17 protein-coding genes are annotated in these 18,337 nt (G+C 39.0%); 14 read left to right on the top strand and 3 right to left on the bottom strand.

All coding sequences use genetic code 11. The annotated features are described in order from the left end of the window. Positions 1-25: 25 nt before the first annotated feature. Complete coding sequence (comER, locus tag LAV82_RS04600; protein ID WP_211077272.1) at positions 26-856, bottom strand: late competence protein ComER; 831 nt, start codon at positions 854-856, stop codon at positions 26-28. Positions 857-952: 96 nt separating this feature from the next. On the opposite strand from comER, the gene LAV82_RS04595 reads away from it, so the two are divergent. From LAV82_RS04595 to LAV82_RS04585, 3 genes are all read left to right on the top strand, one after another. Beyond that, the gene (locus LAV82_RS04595; protein ID WP_499715688.1) at positions 953-1,588 is read left to right on the top strand and encodes a helix-hairpin-helix domain-containing protein; all 636 of its coding nucleotides are present in this window, start codon (positions 953-955) and stop codon (positions 1,586-1,588) included. Between the two features lie 96 nt (positions 1,589-1,684). Further along, on the top strand, positions 1,685-2,251 hold the full coding sequence (locus LAV82_RS04590) for a ComE operon protein 2 (RefSeq protein ID WP_025750557.1): 567 nt from the start codon (positions 1,685-1,687) through the stop codon (positions 2,249-2,251). 68 nt (positions 2,252-2,319) lie between these two features. Next, entirely contained in the window at positions 2,320-4,611 is a 2,292-nt protein-coding gene (locus tag LAV82_RS04585; protein ID WP_211077274.1) for a DNA internalization-related competence protein ComEC/Rec2, read from the top strand. Positions 4,612-4,668: 57 nt separating this feature from the next. On the opposite strand, the gene LAV82_RS04580 is transcribed toward LAV82_RS04585, so the two are convergent. Beyond that, positions 4,669-4,803, bottom strand: coding sequence for a YqzM family protein (locus LAV82_RS04580; RefSeq protein WP_013059251.1), 135 nt, complete (start codon positions 4,801-4,803; stop codon positions 4,669-4,671). Between the two features lie 326 nt (positions 4,804-5,129). On the opposite strand from LAV82_RS04580, the gene holA reads away from it, so the two are divergent. Next, positions 5,130-6,146, top strand: a complete 1,017-nt coding sequence (holA, locus tag LAV82_RS04575) for a DNA polymerase III subunit delta (protein ID WP_211077275.1) — start codon at positions 5,130-5,132, stop codon at positions 6,144-6,146. 34 nt (positions 6,147-6,180) lie between these two features. Here the strand turns inward: holA and rpsT are convergent, their stop codons facing one another. Beyond that, entirely contained in the window at positions 6,181-6,447 is a 267-nt protein-coding gene (gene rpsT, locus LAV82_RS04570; protein WP_013059249.1) for a 30S ribosomal protein S20, read from the bottom strand. 256 nt (positions 6,448-6,703) lie between these two features. Here rpsT and gpr point away from each other — a divergent pair, with 256 nt between their 5' ends. From gpr to LAV82_RS04520, 10 genes are all read left to right on the top strand, one after another. Further along, positions 6,704-7,816 carry a GPR endopeptidase gene (gene gpr / locus LAV82_RS04565; protein ID WP_013059248.1) on the top strand — a complete coding sequence of 371 codons (1,113 nt, stop codon included), beginning with the start codon at positions 6,704-6,706 and terminating at the stop codon, positions 7,814-7,816. An 84-nt stretch (positions 7,817-7,900) separates the two neighbouring features. Continuing rightward, complete coding sequence (locus LAV82_RS04560) at positions 7,901-8,236, top strand: DUF3679 domain-containing protein (RefSeq protein ID WP_014458177.1); 336 nt, start codon at positions 7,901-7,903, stop codon at positions 8,234-8,236. Between the two features lie 128 nt (positions 8,237-8,364). Further along, entirely contained in the window at positions 8,365-10,188 is a 1,824-nt protein-coding gene (gene lepA, locus LAV82_RS04555; RefSeq protein ID WP_013059246.1) for a translation elongation factor 4, read from the top strand. Positions 10,189-10,363: 175 nt separating this feature from the next. Next, positions 10,364-11,503 (top strand): radical SAM family heme chaperone HemW, encoded by a 1,140-nt coding sequence (gene hemW / locus LAV82_RS04550; protein WP_013059245.1) that lies wholly within the window; start codon positions 10,364-10,366, stop codon positions 11,501-11,503. A 91-nt stretch (positions 11,504-11,594) separates the two neighbouring features. Beyond that, the gene (hrcA, locus tag LAV82_RS04545; protein ID WP_013059244.1) at positions 11,595-12,623 is read left to right on the top strand and encodes a heat-inducible transcriptional repressor HrcA; all 1,029 of its coding nucleotides are present in this window, start codon (positions 11,595-11,597) and stop codon (positions 12,621-12,623) included. A 105-nt stretch (positions 12,624-12,728) separates the two neighbouring features. Further along, a complete protein-coding gene (gene grpE, locus LAV82_RS04540) occupies positions 12,729-13,289 on the top strand; it encodes a nucleotide exchange factor GrpE (protein WP_013059243.1) in 561 nt (186 codons plus the stop codon). A 30-nt stretch (positions 13,290-13,319) separates the two neighbouring features. Beyond that, entirely contained in the window at positions 13,320-15,137 is a 1,818-nt protein-coding gene (gene dnaK / locus LAV82_RS04535; protein WP_013059242.1) for a molecular chaperone DnaK, read from the top strand. A 235-nt stretch (positions 15,138-15,372) separates the two neighbouring features. Further along, positions 15,373-16,503 (top strand): molecular chaperone DnaJ, encoded by a 1,131-nt coding sequence (gene dnaJ / locus LAV82_RS04530; protein ID WP_013059241.1) that lies wholly within the window; start codon positions 15,373-15,375, stop codon positions 16,501-16,503. A 117-nt stretch (positions 16,504-16,620) separates the two neighbouring features. Continuing rightward, complete coding sequence (prmA, locus tag LAV82_RS04525) at positions 16,621-17,562, top strand: 50S ribosomal protein L11 methyltransferase (RefSeq protein WP_013059240.1); 942 nt, start codon at positions 16,621-16,623, stop codon at positions 17,560-17,562. A 19-nt stretch (positions 17,563-17,581) separates the two neighbouring features. Beyond that, positions 17,582-18,334: a 16S rRNA (uracil(1498)-N(3))-methyltransferase gene (locus LAV82_RS04520; RefSeq protein WP_029320160.1), complete on the top strand. Its 753-nt coding sequence runs from the start codon at positions 17,582-17,584 to the stop codon at positions 18,332-18,334. Positions 18,335-18,337 lie beyond the last annotated feature (3 nt).

Here is an 18,337-nt window from a genome sequence, read left to right as displayed (position 1 = left end):
TTTCAAAGCAGGATTTCTACAGAAATTATGGAATAAGACTATCAAACTGATTGTGAACAAGCTCAATGTCTTCGTCAAATTTTTCATGTGTTTTTTGAAATACGTGCACAAACATCTCTCCGAGTTCAGCTTCTAAAACTTTAATACCTTCTCCGGTTACACCGCCTTTTACGCATACTTTATCCTGCAAGGTAGGAAGCGTAAATATTTCTTTTTCCAACAGTTTTCCCATTCCAATAATCATATCACTGGCCATGACGGTAGCTTCTTCTTCAGAAATATTTGTTTCTTGAACTGCTGCATCAATAAAGCGTTGAAGCAAAAAGCTGAAGAATGCAGGACCGCAGCTTACGATATCGGATGATACGCGCGTAATCGTTTGATCAATAGCCACAGGCTTTGACATAGATGAAAATAATTCATGTAAATAATTTTGGTAAAAAGGCGTACATCTTTCTCCAAACGTGAAAAGAGAAACACCTGCTAATGCCCGATTCGTAATGCTAGGGATAATTCTAGCTGCTTGACTCGGAACGAGGCGTTCGATTTGTTCTACGCTAATTGGACTGGTAATGGATATAATGCAGTGATCTTTCGTCAGCAGTGGTTCTAATTTTATTAAAAGGGGGTGAATATCCAATGGCTTAACACAAATAAAAATGACTTTGGATGCGTGAACAACTTCTTCAGCTGTATCAGCAACATGAATTTTTTTATGCTGCTGTTGAATCTCTTTGGCTCTTTTTTTTGTGCGATTCATAATAGTAATTTTAGAAGGACGTACGGCTTTTGATTCAATAAACGCATCAATTAATATTTTCCCCATGTTTCCTGTTCCGATAAACCCTATGTTCACTGATTCATTCCCTCCTTCAAAAGCCTTTTCTTCTAAACACTATGAAGACGTAATGGAATTTATGACGTTACTTCAAAATTCAAAGGAGTGTACAATTTGACTTTTTCAAAAAAACAATGGCTAATTGGGTGTATTTGCTTAGCAGTTAGCTTGGCTTTTTATATCTATCGCACAGGCGGAGAGAAACCGGAAAGTTCTCTTCAAACCTCAGATATGATAAAGGCAGAATCTTCTGCTGCAAAAAAAGAAGGAGAGTCGTCTGATCAAGTAATTTCGAGCCAAGATTCCCCGTTTGTTATGGTGGATATTAAAGGAGCTGTTCAGAAGCCTGGTGTATACCAGCTTCCGAAAGATGCAAGGGTAAAAGATGCTCTAGCACAAGCCGGAGGCGCTACGAAAGAAGCGGACTTAAGACAGCTCAATTTAGCTAGCAAGCTACAAGATGAAATGGCTGTTTACATCCCAGCTGCTGGAGAAGAAATTCCGCCTTCATCTCCAGTTTCTTCAATCTCTTCCTCAGGAACTTCAAATGATCAGCCCCTTGTTAATATCAATACAGCGAACACTGATGAACTACAAACGCTAAATGGTATTGGACCTTCAAAAGCGAGTGCCATCGTTTCATATCGAGAGGGAAATGGCTTGTTTCAAACAGTAGAGGATTTGGGGCAAGTATCAGGTATTGGCGAGAAGTCGCTAGAAAAAATCAAAGCTCAAATTAAGGTACAGTAGAGACTTATTGACGAAAAAGGAAAAGAAACGCTACACTATGAAAGAGACAAGTATAATTATAATTATTCAGTTTTAAATAAAAAGGTAGGGAATGAGATGAACCGGATTTCATGGGATCAATATTTTATGGCACAAAGCCATTTGCTAGCTTTAAGAAGCACTTGTGAACGTCTGGCTGTTGGGGCTACAGTGGTGCGTGATAAACGTATTATAGCTGGAGGATACAATGGCTCGATCAGCGGAGGCGTGCATTGTGCTGACGAAGGCTGTTATGTGATTGATGGACACTGTGTAAGAACTGTCCATGCAGAAGTGAATGCACTCTTGCAGTGTGCTAAGTTTGGTGTAAAAACAGAAGATGCGGAAGTATACGTCACGCATTTTCCTTGTTTAAACTGCTGTAAAGCCCTTATTCAAGCGGGAATTAAAACAGTATATTACGCTAATGATTACAAAAATCATCCGTATGCTGTTGAGTTATTTCAACAGGCGGGAGTGAAAACAGCAAAAGTTGAACTTGATGAAGCAATCATTGACTTAAAAAGTAAAGAGAAGCTTCAATTTGTGACGGATGTTCTCGCTCGTTTAGAAAAAAGCGGAGCGGACGAAGCAGAAGTGATGAATTTACAGCGTGAAGCTCTCGCTTTGTTTACGGCAAATTAAAGGTAAAAGAGGTTTTTTACTTGGTAACAGTAAGGAGCCTCTTTCTTTTAAGAAGAAAGGAGCTAAAAGTGAAAGGATATTATATTTACTGTGCTTTTAGCATGATGATAGCTTTATATGTATATGATAATCATTCCGCTGTAAGCCTGTTTTTGCTAATCGTGCTTTTCATTTTTCAATGGCTACAATGTCCGAGGAAAGTGGTTATTGCTTCTGCACTGTTGAGTGTTTTGTGCATCTACCTATTAGCTGAGACAAATAAGCATAACAAAACGGTTCTTTTAGCTGAATCTTCTTCTTTTACAGGCGAAATTTCCTCTGTTCCGCATAGTGACGGCGACAAGCTTACTTTTAAGTTTACGGTTCAAAATGAAGAGGTCATGGCTTTTTATAAACTAAAAACGTTGGAAGAGAAACAGCAGCTCGAAAAGCTAACGATTCATCAAGTTTGTCAACTAGGGGGGCAATTAACTTCTCCTTCACCTGCTCGCAACCTTCATGCATTTGATTATCAGCAATATTTGTACCATCAGTCTATTCATTGGCAGCTTAACGTCAAGGGACTTGATTTGGTAAAATGTCGGCTCCCCACTTTAACTCCACTTACGTACCTTACCTTTATTCGTCAAAAAGGAATTAATTATATTCAACAAAATATGTCGGATCCAGGCGCTGGGTTTATGCAGGCACTAATTTATGGCGAGCGCACTGGCATCGAAGAAGAGAGTATCAAGCGCTATCAGCAATTTGGTTTAATCCACTTGCTTGCCATATCAGGTCTTCATGTTGGACTGCTGACAGCGATGTGTTTTTATTTGCTCATTCGGATTGGAATAACGCGCGAGCGAGCCATTACGCTTTTACTTTTGCTTCTTCCTGTATACATGGTTTTGGCCGGTGGCAGCGCTTCAGTTGTCCGAGCTGTTTTTATGAGTATGCTGATGCTTATATCGATAAAAATACAAAGAAAAATTCTTTTGGTTGATAGCATCAGCCTTGCTTTTATGGCCATGCTGCTTTTTAAGCCGTACTATTTATTTGACGTAGGATTTCAGCTTTCTTTTGCCGTTAGTTTTGCATTGATTTTATCGAGTCAGACGATTTTACCTCGTTTTCATTCTTCTTTCAGCCAGCTCATGGTTGTTTCAGCGATTGCACAAATCAGTTCACTTCCTTTATTGTTGTACTATTTTTATGGAGTATCTCTCCTCAGTTTGCCATTAAATATGGTTTTTGTACCGCTGTTTTCTCTTGTTATATTACCTCTTTGTTTGCTCATTCTTTTTGTTCGTATCCTCTTGCCGGGAGTGAGTGAACTGCTGGAGCAAATTCTTCATGTTCTTTTACTTTTTTGTGAAAAATTGCTTGGCTTTTTTGAGTGGATTCCCGCTGATTTTGTAACGGGAAAACTCCACATTGTGCTGTTTTTGGGCATGTACTTATGCATTTATGCTGTATTTGTGGCGGTCGAAGAAGGAGAATTTTTCGTTCGCTATATGTTTCTTCTCGTGGCATTGTTAGCCGCACAATGTATGTATCCTTATTTGAATCCAAAAGGAACGGTCACAATGGTCGATGTAGGACAAGGAGACTGCTTTATCATTGAGCTTCCTTATCGAAAAGGTGTGTATATGATCGATACGGGAGGAACCGTTTCATTTCCAAAAGAACCATGGCAAAAACGTCGTTCTTCTTTTGACGTGGGAGAAGATGTACTTGTTCCCTTTTTGCATTCAAAAGGAATAACAAGGGTAGATAAAATGATTATCACACACGGCGATTATGATCACGCAGGGGCGGCACAGCATTTATTTTCACAAGTGGCTGTCGGAGAGCTGGTGCTTGGGAAAAAAGCTGAATTAAATGACGTAGAGACTGGCTTGGTGATCGCTGCTCAAAAACAAAGGGTGCCTGTTCAAATTGTTCAACAAGGAGATAGCTGGCAAGAAGGAGGTGTGTTATTTCAGATTATTTCTCCGACAGGTTTCGAAGAAACGAGCAACAACGGCTCAATTGTAATAGACGCTAAGTTAGGAAATTTAAGATGGCTATTCACCGGAGATTTAGAAAAGGAAGGAGAACAAAGAATATTGAAAGACTCTCTAAACCTTAAAGCAGATGTATTAAAAGTTGGGCATCATGGCAGTAAAACCTCAACTTCAGAAGAGTTTGTTCAACATTTAAATCCTAAAGTAGCGCTTGTTTCAGCGGGACAAAAAAATCGTTATGGTCATCCTCATCAAGAAATATTAGAGCTTCTGAAAAGCTGCGGAGTGTATATTTATCGAACGGATGAAGATGGTGGGGTAATGTATAAATTTACAAAAAAGTCAGGAACGTTTTCGCAGCAACTTCCATAGTCTATAGTAAGAAAAACGAACTAAAAAAGACTGCTAAGAAGCAGCCTTGAAGCAATTTTACGAACCCAAGTAGTGAATCACAGTTGCAATAACAAATAAGGCAGTGAAAAAGCCAAATGAAACACCAAATCCTACGGCAGAATCGACAGCGTCGTTGCGTTTACTTTGGACACTTTCTTCAAATTGGTTCATTAACACCCCTCCTGTTTACAGTATAATCTAACTTTTTTTAAAAATCTAGACAATTTAAAAGCGTTTTCACAAACTGACAACAGTTAACAACTATACTTTATAGACATGAGGAGAAAATAGAGATAAGGGTTTAATCATTAACAAATAAGTAACCTAGGGCTTATATTGTTAATGTTTATCATAAACTGAGGAATTGTCGTTTTAAGGCAATTCCTTTTGTATTGTTGCCAAAAACTCATAACACCTTTACGATAGAAATTGTATTTTGTTTATCAGTAACTATACATAATCAATATAGATGAATAAAAAAGAGGAGCGTATATACGTTGGCAGTTGATAGCTTAAAAAGTATTACCAAAAATAATATAGCCCCCGTTTACTTAATACACGGGGTCAATGCATTTATGAGTAAAAAGATTAGAGATAAAATCGTCGACTATACGTTAAATGAAGAAGATAAAGAATTTAACTTGTCACTATACGATTTAGAAGAAACATCGATTGATCAAGTTCTAGAAGATGCTGAAACGCTTCCTTTTTTAGGAGACAAGCGTGTAGTGGTTGCGAAAAATGCAGCATTTTTAACGGCTGAAAAATCGAAAGATAAAGTAGAGCATGATCTAGCAAAACTGCAGCAATATGTGGAGCAGCCCCCGTCTTTTTCAACGTTAATTCTAATAGCCCCTTATGAAAAGCTGGATGAAAGAAAAAAAATAACAAAATTATTAAAAAAACAAGCAGCTTACATTGAAGCGAACGAATTTGGTGAAAAAGAAATGAAGCAGTGGATTCATAATTTACTTTCAAAAGATGGAGTGAATATGGATGAAGATGCTGTGACGCTGCTTATTCAGCTTGTGGGTCTTAATGTAACACTTGTGACAAATGAAATTGAAAAAATGGTGTTATATGTTGGACAAGACGGAGTCATTACAAAAGAAGTTGTGCTTAAGCTTGTGGCAAAAACGCTTGAACAAAATGTATTTACGCTTATTGACGCTGTTATTCAGCGAAAGGTTTCTACTGCTTTAAATATGTATCAGGATTTACTGCGTAATAACGAAGAGCCTATTAAAATTTTATCTTTGTTAGCGACGCAGTTTCGTTTGATTTATCATACGAAGCAGCTGTCTAGTCAAGGGTACGGTCAGCAGCAAATTGCTCAAACGATTAAGGTTCATCCGTTTCGTGTGAAAATTGCTTTGCAGCAGAGCAGAAGTTTTGAGGAACAGCAGCTTAAAGAAATTTTAAAGGATTTAGCAGAGGCAGATTATGAAATGAAGACGGGGAAAATGGATAAAGCGCTTATTTTACAGCTGTTTTTATTAAAAAGAGCGCAATAAAAAAACGATCCTAATGGGATCGTTTTTGTCTCAATTATGCAGATAAACCGTTAAGTTTTACTGCTAAGCGAGATTTTTGACGAGCTGCAGCATTTTTGTGGATAATACCAGATTGTGCAGCTTTGTCTAATTTTTTAGAAGCAACAGCAAATGCTGCTTTTGCGTTATCTACATCGTTGTTTTCAACTAAAGCTTCAAAGTTTTTGATTGCAGTACGCATAGCTGATTTAGCTTGAATGTTATGAGCACGGCGAGCTTCAGTAGTTTTTACACGTTTGATAGCTGATTTAATGTTTGGCATCCGTTTCACCTCCCGAAATGATAACAATCGAGATTATATAGAACTCGACATTCTTCACAATAAGAACAAAAGATATTTTATCAAACACAAGGACAGAATGCAATAGCCTTGACAAGGAATTTTATATGACAGAGCTCTCTTTAAAAGCTTGTAGCTGATATTGCGCCCTTCCTTCCACTTTTCATTTCTTAAATGCATGAATCTGCCAGTCCTCGGTGACAATAATTTCAACAAAGATTGTCTAGGAGGTTAAGAAATGGAAAAAGAACTTGATTTAAGTCAATATAGCGTGCGCACGGATTTAGCTGTCGAAGCAAAAGACATAGCGTTAGAAAATCAGCCTAAACCGAATAACCAGTCAGAAATCAAAGGCGTAATTGTAAAAGAAAAAGAAGAACAAGGTGTCAAAATCTCAATGGTAGAAATTACGGAAGAGGGCGCAGAAGCAATCGGTAAGAAAAAAGGCCGATATGTAACCCTTGAATCGGTAGGCATTCGCGAGCAGGATACTGAAAAGCAAGAAGCCATGGAAGAAGTATTTGCTAAAGAGCTGAATTTTTTTATTAAAAGCCTCAACATTCCAGATGATGCTAGCTGTCTTGTAGTGGGTCTTGGAAACTTAAGTGTTACACCAGATGCGCTTGGACCAAAGGCAGTAGATAATTTGTTGATTACAAGACATTTGTTTGAGCTACAGCCTGAAAGCGTGCAAGATGGCTTTAGACCCGTTAGCGCCATTGTTCCGGGAGTAATGGGAATGACGGGTATTGAGACAAGTGATATTATCTTTGGCGTTGTAAAGAAAGTGAATCCAGATTTTATCATTGCAATCGATGCGCTTGCCGCTCGTTCGATTGAACGGGTAAATGCTACCATTCAAATTTCAGATTCAGGTATTCATCCGGGGTCTGGGGTTGGAAACAAGCGCAAAGAAATCAGTTATGAAACACTTGGCATTCCAGTTATTGCAATAGGTATTCCAACGGTAGTGGATGCTGTTTCCATTACAAGCGATACAATTGACTTTATCTTAAAACATTTCGGCCGAGAAATGAAAGAGCAGGGAAAGCCGTCTAAGTCGCTGCTTCCGTCCGGTATGACGTTTGGAGAAAAAAAGAAGCTCACGGAGGATGACTTACCCAATGAAGAGCAGCGTCAAACGTATCTCGGTATGATTGGCACCCTTCCAGATGAAGAAAAAAGACGTCTTATTCATGAAGTGCTTGCACCTTTAGGCCATAATTTGATGGTTACGCCAAAAGAAGTGGATATGTTTATTGAAGATATGGCTAATGTAGTTGCAGGAGGACTTAACGCTGCTTTGCATCATGAAGTGGATCAAGAGAACTTTGGGGCATATACTCATTAATACGCTTTTAGGTGAATGAGTTCTTCACAATATAGTCATAATGGTTAGTACTACAGAAGATAAAGAAGTAAGGGGCCTAATAATATGATTAAATTTACTTTAAAATCAGTAGTGCTAACCATTTTTTTACTGTGCGTCGTATTTTTAGGGATGCAGACGGCTCAGCAAGGGTTGATTAAAATGAAGGGATATAATGATCCTTCGATTGAACATGTTATTAATGTGTCTAAAACATCAGATGGTCAGGTGGAAGCTGCTGTTTTAGGTTCAAAAAAAGTCGTGAACATTGATGAAAAACAGCAGTTTCTAGAAAAACGAAAGGCTTTTAACTTTTTCTCCTCGCTAGGTCAAAGTCTAGCGGAAGGCGTGAAAAGTACAATAGGAAAAGCTTTTAAGGCTATCCATCATCTTCTTAATTAAAAGCAGAATCTCTTTCTGCTTTTTTGTATGGAAAAATCCCCAATGGAATGCTTATTGAATGTTGACGAATGTGTTGTTATAATTTAATTTAGTGTATTTTGCCGATTTTCAGTAGGAGTGAAAAAAATATGGATAGAGAAGCAAGATTGAAACGACAATCGAAAATTAGAAACTTTTCGATTATTGCTCATATAGACCACGGTAAGTCAACATTAGCAGACCGTATTTTAGAAAAAACAAATGCGTTAACACAGCGAGAAATGAAAGCTCAGCTTTTAGATTCGATGGATTTAGAACGTGAACGTGGAATTACCATTAAATTAAATGCTGTGCAGCTTCAATACAAAGCAAAAGATGGAGAAGAGTATACTTTTCATCTAATTGATACACCGGGACACGTCGATTTTACATATGAAGTGTCGCGAAGTTTAGCCGCGTGTGAAGGTGCTATTCTAGTAGTAGATGCAGCTCAAGGTATTGAAGCTCAAACACTAGCAAACGTATATTTAGCGCTTGATAACAACCTTGAAATTTTACCTGTCATTAATAAGATTGACCTGCCGAGTGCAGAGCCAGAGCGAGTGCGTCAAGAAGTTGAAGACGTAATTGGGTTAGATGCGTCGGAAGCTGTATTAGCTTCAGCTAAAGCAGGAATTGGTATCGAAGAAATTTTAGAACAAATTGTTGAAAAAGTTCCTGCTCCTGAAGGGGATCCAGACGCACCGCTTCAAGCACTAATCTTTGATTCATTTTATGATGCATACCGAGGTGTAGTTGCATCTATTCGTATCGTACAAGGACGAGTAAAAGTAGGCGACAAAATTAAAATGATGGCAACAGGAAAAGAGTTTGAGGTAACGGAGCTAGGTGTGTTAACGCCAAAAGCCGTTGCTAAAGATGAACTTTCTGTTGGCGACGTAGGATTTTTAACAGCAGCTATTAAAAACGTTGGAGATACGCGAGTAGGGGACACGATTACTCTTGCTAAAAATGGAGCCAGTGAACCTCTTCCTGGTTATCGTCGTCTGAATCCAATGGTATACTGCGGACTGTATCCAATTGATACAGCGAAGTATAACGATCTTCGTGAAGCACTAGAAAAGTTAGAGCTAAATGACTCTGCACTTCAGTTTGAACCAGAGACGTCTCAGGCCTTAGGGTTTGGTTTCCGATGTGGATTCTTAGGGTTGCTTCACATGGAAATTATCCAAGAGCGTATTGAGCGCGAATTTAAAATTGATTTAATTACAACAGCTCCAAGCGTTATTTATGACGTGTATTTAACAGACGAGACTCATCTGTCTGTAGATAACCCGTCTAATATGCCGGACCCACAAAAGATTGAACGCGTAGAAGAACCGTATGTGAAAGCAACGATGATGGTACCAAACGATTATGTTGGTGCTGTGATGGAGCTTTGTCAGAAGAAGCGAGGCAACTTTATTGATATGCAGTACTTGGATGCTAATCGCGTGAGTATTGTATACGAAATTCCGCTAGCTGAAATTGTATATGATTTCTTTGATCAATTAAAATCAAATACAAAAGGCTACGCGTCGTTTGATTACGAACTTATCGGATATCAGCCTTCGAAGCTTGTGAAGATGGATATTCTTTTAAACGGCGAAACGGTCGATGCACTGTCCTTTATCGTGCACAGAGATTCAGCTTACGATCGTGGTAAAGTCATTGTAGAAAAGCTTAAAGAGCTTATTCCACGTCAACAGTTCGAAGTGCCGATTCAAGCGGCAATCGGTCAAAAAATTGTCGCGCGTTCAACAATTAAAGCCATTCGTAAAAACGTTTTAGCAAAATGTTACGGAGGAGATATCTCTCGTAAACGTAAACTTCTTGAAAAACAAAAAGAAGGTAAAAAACGTATGAAGCAGGTCGGTTCTGTTGAAGTACCGCAGGAAGCATTCATGGCTGTTCTTCGCATGGATGAAGATTAATAGCTGAAATTCTATTATTTAACATGTCAAATTAGTTTTGAAAATCAAGCTAATCTGATACGATAGTAAAGAGCTTTGAGCGCTGTAAATAAGTGTGAACGAACATAGATAAAAATACCGCAGAGAGACTCTGCGGTATTTTTATCATTTATAAATGTGATTGAGGTGGAAGTCCATGGTGAAGGCAGCATATCTGCACATCCCGTTTTGTCATCATATTTGTCACTATTGTGACTTTAATAAAGTGTTTTTCAAAAATCAGCCCGTTATGCCGTATTTGGAAAGCATGCGAGAAGAAATGAAACAAGCAGTTGAACATTATCCAACGACCAATTTAAACACGATATTCGTTGGGGGTGGGACGCCTACAGCCTTAGATGAACAGCAGCTAGAGTATTTTTTAGAATCCATTCGTATGTACCTCCCTTATGACGAAAAAGGTGAGTTTACATTTGAAGCGAATCCGAATGAATTGACAAAAGAAAAGCTTCAGCTTCTCCATGACTATGGCGTGAATCGTTTAAGCATTGGTGTACAAACGTTTAATGAAAGATTATTGGAGAAAATTGGACGTGTGCATTCAAATAGACAGGTATTTGATTGTGTTGAACAAGCGAGAAAGATTGGAATGTCGAATATAAGCTTAGACTTAATTTATAGCCTGCCGGAACAAACGGTAGCTGATTTTTCTTCTACGCTTCAAACGGCTTTTTCATTAGAGGTAGAGCATATGTCTGCCTATTCGTTGATTATTGAACCTAAAACGGTATTTTATAATTTAATGAATAAAGGAAAGCTACCCCTGCCTGCTCAAGAAGAAGAAGCAGCTATGTATGAGCTACTTATGAAAGAAATGGACAAACAAGGTTTTCATCAATACGAAATCAGTAATTTCGCAAAGCCAGGCTACGAGAGTATTCATAATCTAACATATTGGAACAACGACGATTATTACGGAATTGGCGCAGGCGCACATAGCTATATAGACGGAATAAGACGAGCAAATATTGGACCATTAAAAAAGTACATTGATTCAGTCGAGCAAAAAGGAAATGCATATCTCAATGAAGTGAGCGTGACCGAGGCTGAAAAAATGGAAGAAGAAATGTTTTTGGGCCTTCGTAAAACGAAAGGAGTCTCAAAAGAGGAGTTTAAGAAAAAATTCAATCGAGAATTAAAAGATGTATTTGGAGAACCTATTCAAGAATACAAAGAGAAAGGACTTTTGGGTGAAGACAATAGCTCAGTCTTTTTAACACACAATGGTCGATTTTTGGGGAATGAAGTTTTTCAAGCCTTTATTGGGATAATCTAATATCAAATCGTTGACATCGCTATAGTGATTTGGTAATTTATTATTAGATTTAGCACTCAGAGTTTTAGAGTGCTAACAGAGGTGATGAAGCGTGCTTACTGATCGACAGTTATTAATTTTACAAGTCATTATTGATGATTTCATTCGATCTGCGCAGCCGGTAGGCTCTCGAACATTATCTAAGAAAGAAGAGTTTAATTTTAGTTCGGCTACGATTCGGAATGAGATGTCAGACCTAGAAGAACTTGGATTTATTGAAAAAACTCATACTTCTTCAGGGCGCGTTCCGTCTGAGAAAGGTTATCGTTATTATGTTGATCATCTAGTGTCCCCGCAGCACTTGAAAGCAAGCGACGTTTCCACGGTACGTTCGGTGTTCGCTGAACGCATTGTAGAACTGGAGCAGCTCGTTCAAAAGTCAGCACAAATTTTATCTGATTTAACGAGTTTAACGTCTATTGTGCTAGGACCAAAAGCGGTCAGCCATAAGTTAAAACAGCTGCAGATTTTACCTTTAACGGCTCAGTCAGCTGTTGCCATTATTGTGACCGATACAGGACACGTTGAAAGTCGGACGATTACGCTGCCGAGCAGTATTCAACCTTCCGATATTGAAAAAATGGTTAACATTTTAAACGAAAAGCTCATCGGCGTTCGCATTACTGATTTACATGATAAAATGTACAAAGAAGTAGCGACGCTCTTAAAAAGCCATATTCAAGGGTATGAGCAGACGATGGATATACTCAATGATGCATTAAAGCTCAACATGAATGGCAAATTAGTAGTTGGCGGCAAAACGAATATGTTTGCTCAGCCGGAATTTCATGACCTTAATAAAATTCGCGGGCTGTTTAATATTATTGAACATGAACAGCAGTTTTATAAGCTGTTAAGCCCAAATGAGGCTGGCATACATGTGAAAATTGGTCATGAAAATAAATTGAATGAAATGGTAGGGTGCAGCTTAATTACAGCTAGTTATTCCTTTGGTCACGAACAGCTTGGCACAATTGCTATACTGGGACCGACCCGCATGGAATATGCGCGTGTGATTAGTTTGCTTACACTGCTGTCATCAGATATGTCTCAAGTATTAACAAACTTGTATAAAGAATAAAGGAATCGGGTGGAATATATTACTTCCATCCTTTCCCTGTGATAAAATAAAAAACGTTGTTTAAAATGTGAAAATGTGTGTAAACATTTAAGGGAGGTGAATGAATTGTCAAACGAAAAGCAAGTAGAAGAACAAAACGAAGAAGTGGTTGAAGAAGTTCAAACAGACTCTGCTGAAGCAACTGAAGCTGAAGTGTCTGAGGAAGTAAACCCTCTTCAACAAGAAAATGATCAATTAAAGCAACAGCTTGAAGAAGAAGAGAATCGCTACTTACGTCTACAAGCTGATTTCGATAATTTCCGTCGTCGTTCACGTCTCGATGCAGAAGCTGCTCAAAAATACCGTGCTCAATCATTAGTTTCGGATATTTTACCAGCACTTGATAACTTTGAACGTGCATTACAAGTTAACACAGCGGACGAGCAAACTAAATCTGTGCTGCAAGGTGTAGAAATGGTATACCGTCAATTAGTAGAGGCACTTCAAAAAGAAGGTGTTGAAGCAATTGAATCAGTCGGGAAAACATTCGATCCATACGAGCATCAAGCAGTGATGCAAGTAGAAGACGATGAATACGAACCGAACACGGTAGTAGAGGAGCTTCAAAAAGGTTACAAATTAAAAGATAAAATCATCCGCCCTGCGATGGTTAAAGTGAATCAATAACACTACATATTATGAAGGAGGTCATTGTCAATGAGTAAGATCATTGGTATCGATTTAGGTACAACTAACTCTTGTGTCGCTGTATTAGAAGGCGGCGAACCAAAAGTAATTCCAAATCCAGAAGGAAACCGTACAACGCCATCAGTTGTGGCATTCAAAAACGGTGAGCGTCAAGTTGGGGAAGTAGCGAAACGTCAAGCTATTACAAACCCTAACACAATTATTTCAGTTAAACGTCATATGGGTACAGACCATAAGGTTGAAGCTGAAGGCAAGCAATACACGCCTCAAGAAATGTCAGCTATCATTCTTCAACATTTAAAAGGTTATGCTGAAGAGTATTTAGGTGAGCCTGTAACAAAAGCTGTTATCACAGTTCCTGCTTACTTTAATGATGCTGAGCGTCAAGCAACAAAAGATGCTGGTAAAATTGCTGGTTTAGAAGTAGAGCGTATTATTAACGAGCCTACTGCAGCAGCACTTGCATACGGATTAGAAAAAACAGATGAAGATCAAACAGTTTTAGTTTATGACCTTGGTGGCGGTACGTTTGACGTATCTATTCTAGAACTTGGCGACGGCGTATTTGAAGTTCGCGCAACTGCAGGTGACAACCGCCTTGGTGGTGACGACTTTGACCAAGTAATCATCGACTATTTAGTCGCTGAATTCAAAAAAGAAAACGGCGTGGATTTAAGCAAAGATAAAATGGCGCTTCAACGTTTAAAAGATGCGGCTGAAAAAGCGAAAAAAGATTTATCAGGCGTAACATCTACACAAATTTCTTTACCATTTATCACTGCTGGAGAAGCTGGTCCTCTTCACTTAGAGGTATCTTTATCACGTGCTAAATTTGACGAGTTATCAGCAGGCCTTGTAGAGCGTACAATGGCTCCTGTACGTCAAGCTTTAAAAGATGCAGGCCTTTCTGCAAGCGAACTTGATAAAGTAATCTTAGTTGGTGGTTCAACTCGTATCCCAGCGGTACAAGATGCAATCAAAAAAGAAACTGGTCAAGATCCTCACAAAGGTGTAAACCCTGATGAAGTAGTTGCACTTGGTGCAGCAATTCAAGGTGGCGTATTAACTGGTGATGTAAAAGACGTTGTATTACTAGACGTAACGCCTTTATCACTAGGTATCGAAACAATGGGTGGCGTATTTACAAAGCTAATTGAGCGTAATACGACGATTCCAACAAGTAAATCACAAGTATTCTCAACGGCTGCAGATAGCCAAACAGCTGTAGATATTCATGTTCTTCAAGGTGAGCGTCCAATGTCTGCAGACAACAAAACGCTAGGTCGTTTCCAGTTAACTGATATTCCACCTGCACCACGCGGAGTACCTCAAATCGAAGTGTCATTCGATATTGACAAAAATGGTATCGTAAACGTTCGTGCAAAAGATTTAGGTACAAACAAAGAGCAAGCTATTACAATTAAATCTTCAACAGGTTTATCAGATGATGAAATCGATCGCATGGTAAAAGAAGCGGAAGAAAACGCAGATGCTGATAAGCAACGTAAAGAAGAAGTGGAACTACGCAATGAAGCAGATCAATTAGTGTTTACAACTGAAAAAACATTAAAAGATCTTGAAGGAAAAGTAGAAGAAGCTGAAGTAACAAAAGCTAACGAAGCAAAAGATGCTTTAAAAGCAGCGATTGAAAAGAATGACCTTGAAGAAATCAAAGCGAAAAAAGATGAACTTCAAGAAATCGTTCAAGCGTTAACTGTAAAATTGTATGAGCAAGCTCAACAAGCTCAGCAAGCAGGTGAACAAGGCGCTCAAAATGATGATGTTGTAGATGCAGAGTTTGAAGAAGTAAACGACGACAAAAAATAATGCATCTTGACGACTAACGTGAATGACGCCATGGTGCGATTCACATCTTTTTAAAAAGTCAAAGTCAAGCTTATTTCTTGGCTTTGACTTTTTTAACGTGGAAAAGCGAAAAGGAAAGTTTTTTACTTGGCTCTCTGCGTGCACGAGAGCAATAGAAAGTAACTTTTATGTTGCTATGGAATTATTAATAATGATACAATTACGTTTATGTGAAACGATTCGGGAGTGAGTATTGATGAGTAAGCGAGATTACTATGAAGTACTCGGTATCAGTAAGAGCGCTACAAAAGATGAAATAAAAAAAGCATACCGCAAGCTTTCTAAACAATATCATCCAGATATTAACAAAGCGGAAGATGCTGCTGACAAATTTAAAGAAGTAAAAGAAGCATATGAAGTATTGAGTGATGACCAAAAAAAAGCACAATACGATCAATTTGGTCATACTGATCCAAATCAAGGCTTTGGCGGCTTTGGTGGAGGCGGCTCAGACTTTGGCGGCTTCGGCTTTGAAGATATTTTCAGCTCGATCTTTGGTGGTGGTGGTCGCAGACGTGACCCTAATGCTCCGAGACAAGGTGCCGATTTACAATACACGATGACACTTTCTTTTGAAGAAGCTGTTTTCGGAAAAGAAACAACAATTGAAATTCCACGTGAAGAAACGTGTGAGACATGTCACGGTTCAGGTGCAAAACCTGGAACAAAAGTCGATACATGTTCGCACTGTAATGGTTCAGGTCAGTTAAACGTTGAACAAAACACGCCGTTTGGCCGCGTGGTAAATCGACGTGCGTGTCATCATTGTAATGGTACGGGAAAAATCATTAAAGACAAATGTGCAACGTGCCACGGTGACGGTAAAGTAACAAAACGACGTAAAATTAATGTTAAAATTCCAGCTGGTGTAGATGATGGTCAACAGCTGCGCGTAAGTGCTCAAGGAGAACCAGGGGTAAATGGTGGTCCTCCGGGAGATTTATACGTAGTGTTCCACGTGCGCACTCATGAATTCTTTGAACGTGATGGAGACGATATCTACTGCGAAATGCCTTTAACGTTTGCTCAGGCAGCGCTAGGTGATGAAGTAGAAGTACCAACTCTACACGGCAAGGTGAAGCTGAAGATTCCTGCTGGTACACAAACGGGAACGAAATTCCGTTTAAAAGGAAAAGGTGTGGCAAACGTACGAGGATATGGTCAAGGAGATCAGCATATTCACGTTCGAGTTGTAACTCCAACAAAAATATCAGAAAAACAAAAACAATTATTGCGTGAGTTCGCTGAACTGAGCGGTCAAGAAGCCGTTGATGAGCAGCATGATTCCTTTTTTGCAAAAGTAAAACGAGCAATTAAAGGAGAATAATTGTCTTTCATAGTAAACAGAGACAGGTTGGTAAAGGTACTTTGCCAACCTGTCATCTGTCATGTTCATATTTAAAATCCTATATTACTGAAGGCAGAAAGGATGAAGTTGGTAGCAATGAAATGGTCTGAAATTTGTATTCATACAGCGCAAGAAGCAATTGAACCCATCTCTCATATTTTACATGAATCAGGAGCTAGCGGGGTAGTCATTGAAGATCCTGCGGATTTAGTGAAGGACAGAGATACAACTTTTGGTGAAATCTACGATTTAAACGTAGAAGACTACCCAGAAGAAGGTGTAGTGATTAAAGCATATCTTCCAGTTAACAGCTTTTTAGCAGAAACTGTGGATGGTATCAAAAAAGAAATTAATGGACTGCTTGTTTACGACTTTGATTTAGGAGCTAACAAAGTTACGATCAGTGAAGTGAACGAGGAAGAGTGGGCCACTGCTTGGAAAAAATATTACCATCCCGTGAAAATTTCAGAGCGTTTTACGATTGTACCAACTTGGGAAAACTATGAAAAAGTAAGCACAGATGAATTGATTATCGAGCTTGATCCCGGAATGGCTTTTGGGACAGGTACGCATCCAACGACGGTTATGTCTCTTCAAGCATTGGAAAGAACAGTGAAAGCAGGAGATACTGTTATTGACGTGGGTACAGGTTCAGGAGTGCTAAGCATTGGCGCAGCTCTGTTAGGAGCAAGTAATGTACAAGCTCTAGACCTTGATGAAGTAGCCGTACGTTCTGCTGGCGAAAATATTGAACTGAATCAAGTTGGGAACGTCGTAACAGTAGGTCAAAACAACTTGTTGCAAGGTATAGAAGGACCGGTTGACATTGTTGTGGCGAATATTCTAGCTGAAGTAATCGTACGTTTTGTAGACGATGCTGCAAAGGTATTAAAGCCAGGAGGCATGTTCATTACATCAGGTATTATTAGTGCGAAAAAAGAAGATGTCAAAAAAGCGTTAACGGGAGCGGGCTTTGTTATTCAAGAAGTAACGCTTATGGAAGACTGGGTAGCAATTATTGCGCAAAAACAAGCTTAACAAGTGAGAAGGTGTCAAGATGCAACGTTATTTTCTGCCAAATGATCAATTTCAAGAGCAAAGTGTCATAGTGACCCAGGATGATGCCCATCATATCTCACGCGTCATGAGAATGAATGAAGGATCACAGTTTATTGCCTGTAATGAACAGGGGCAAGCTGCTTTGTGTGAAATTGAAAATATTTCCGCTAACGAAGTGAAAGCATCTATTATAGAATGGATAAGCGAAGAAAAAGAGCTTCCAGTCCATGTTACAATTGTGAACGGTCTGCCTAAAGGGGATAAGCTCGAGCTTATTATCCAAAAAGGGACAGAACTTGGGGCATATAAGTTTATCCCTTTTATTGCGGCTCGTTCAGTTGTTAAATGGGATGATAAAAAGAGTCAAAAAAAATTAGATCGCTGGAACAAGATTGCTAAAGAGGCTGCAGAACAATCTCATCGTACGATTGTACCAGCAGTAGAAGCCCCAATTTCTTTTAAAAAACTAGTAGAAATTAGCGGTGACTATACTCATAAAGTTGTAGCCTATGAAGAAAGAGCAAAGCAAGGAGAAACATCTCATCTGCACGCTGTTCTTTCGGCTTTAAAACCCGGTAATTCCGTGCTTGTGGTTGTAGGTCCAGAGGGTGGTTTGACCGAGCAGGAAGTAGAAGTATTAGAAGAAAATGAATTTACAATAAGCGGATTTGGTCCGCGAATTTTACGGGCAGAAACAGCTCCTTTATATGCGCTGTCTGCTATATCTTATCAAACTGAGTTAATGAGGTGACGA

The sequence above is a fragment of the Bacillus sp. ILBB4 genome (assembly GCF_035064545.1).
Lineage (GTDB): Bacteria > Bacillota > Bacilli > Bacillales > Bacillaceae_H > Priestia.
This window is presented reverse-complemented; position numbering and strand designations above follow the sequence as displayed.

What these genes read in the sequence shown, in the direction of transcription:
- LAV82_RS04590 (WP_025750557.1), top strand. Translation starts at nt 1,685, where the DNA reads ATGAACCGGATTTCATGGGATCAATATTTTATGGCACAAAGCCATTTG.
- dnaJ (WP_013059241.1), top strand. Translation starts at nt 15,373, where the DNA reads ATGAGTAAGCGAGATTACTATGAAGTACTCGGTATCAGTAAGAGCGCT.
- LAV82_RS04560 (WP_014458177.1), top strand. Translation starts at nt 7,901, where the DNA reads ATGATTAAATTTACTTTAAAATCAGTAGTGCTAACCATTTTTTTACTG.
- gpr (WP_013059248.1), top strand. Translation starts at nt 6,704, where the DNA reads ATGGAAAAAGAACTTGATTTAAGTCAATATAGCGTGCGCACGGATTTA.
- rpsT (WP_013059249.1), bottom strand. Translation starts at nt 6,447, where the DNA reads ATGCCAAACATTAAATCAGCTATCAAACGTGTAAAAACTACTGAAGCT.
- prmA (WP_013059240.1), top strand. Translation starts at nt 16,621, where the DNA reads ATGAAATGGTCTGAAATTTGTATTCATACAGCGCAAGAAGCAATTGAA.
- LAV82_RS04520 (WP_029320160.1), top strand. Translation starts at nt 17,582, where the DNA reads ATGCAACGTTATTTTCTGCCAAATGATCAATTTCAAGAGCAAAGTGTC.
- LAV82_RS04580 (WP_013059251.1), bottom strand. Translation starts at nt 4,803, where the DNA reads ATGAACCAATTTGAAGAAAGTGTCCAAAGTAAACGCAACGACGCTGTC.
- hemW (WP_013059245.1), top strand. Translation starts at nt 10,364, where the DNA reads ATGGTGAAGGCAGCATATCTGCACATCCCGTTTTGTCATCATATTTGT.
- dnaK (WP_013059242.1), top strand. Translation starts at nt 13,320, where the DNA reads ATGAGTAAGATCATTGGTATCGATTTAGGTACAACTAACTCTTGTGTC.
- lepA (WP_013059246.1), top strand. Translation starts at nt 8,365, where the DNA reads ATGGATAGAGAAGCAAGATTGAAACGACAATCGAAAATTAGAAACTTT.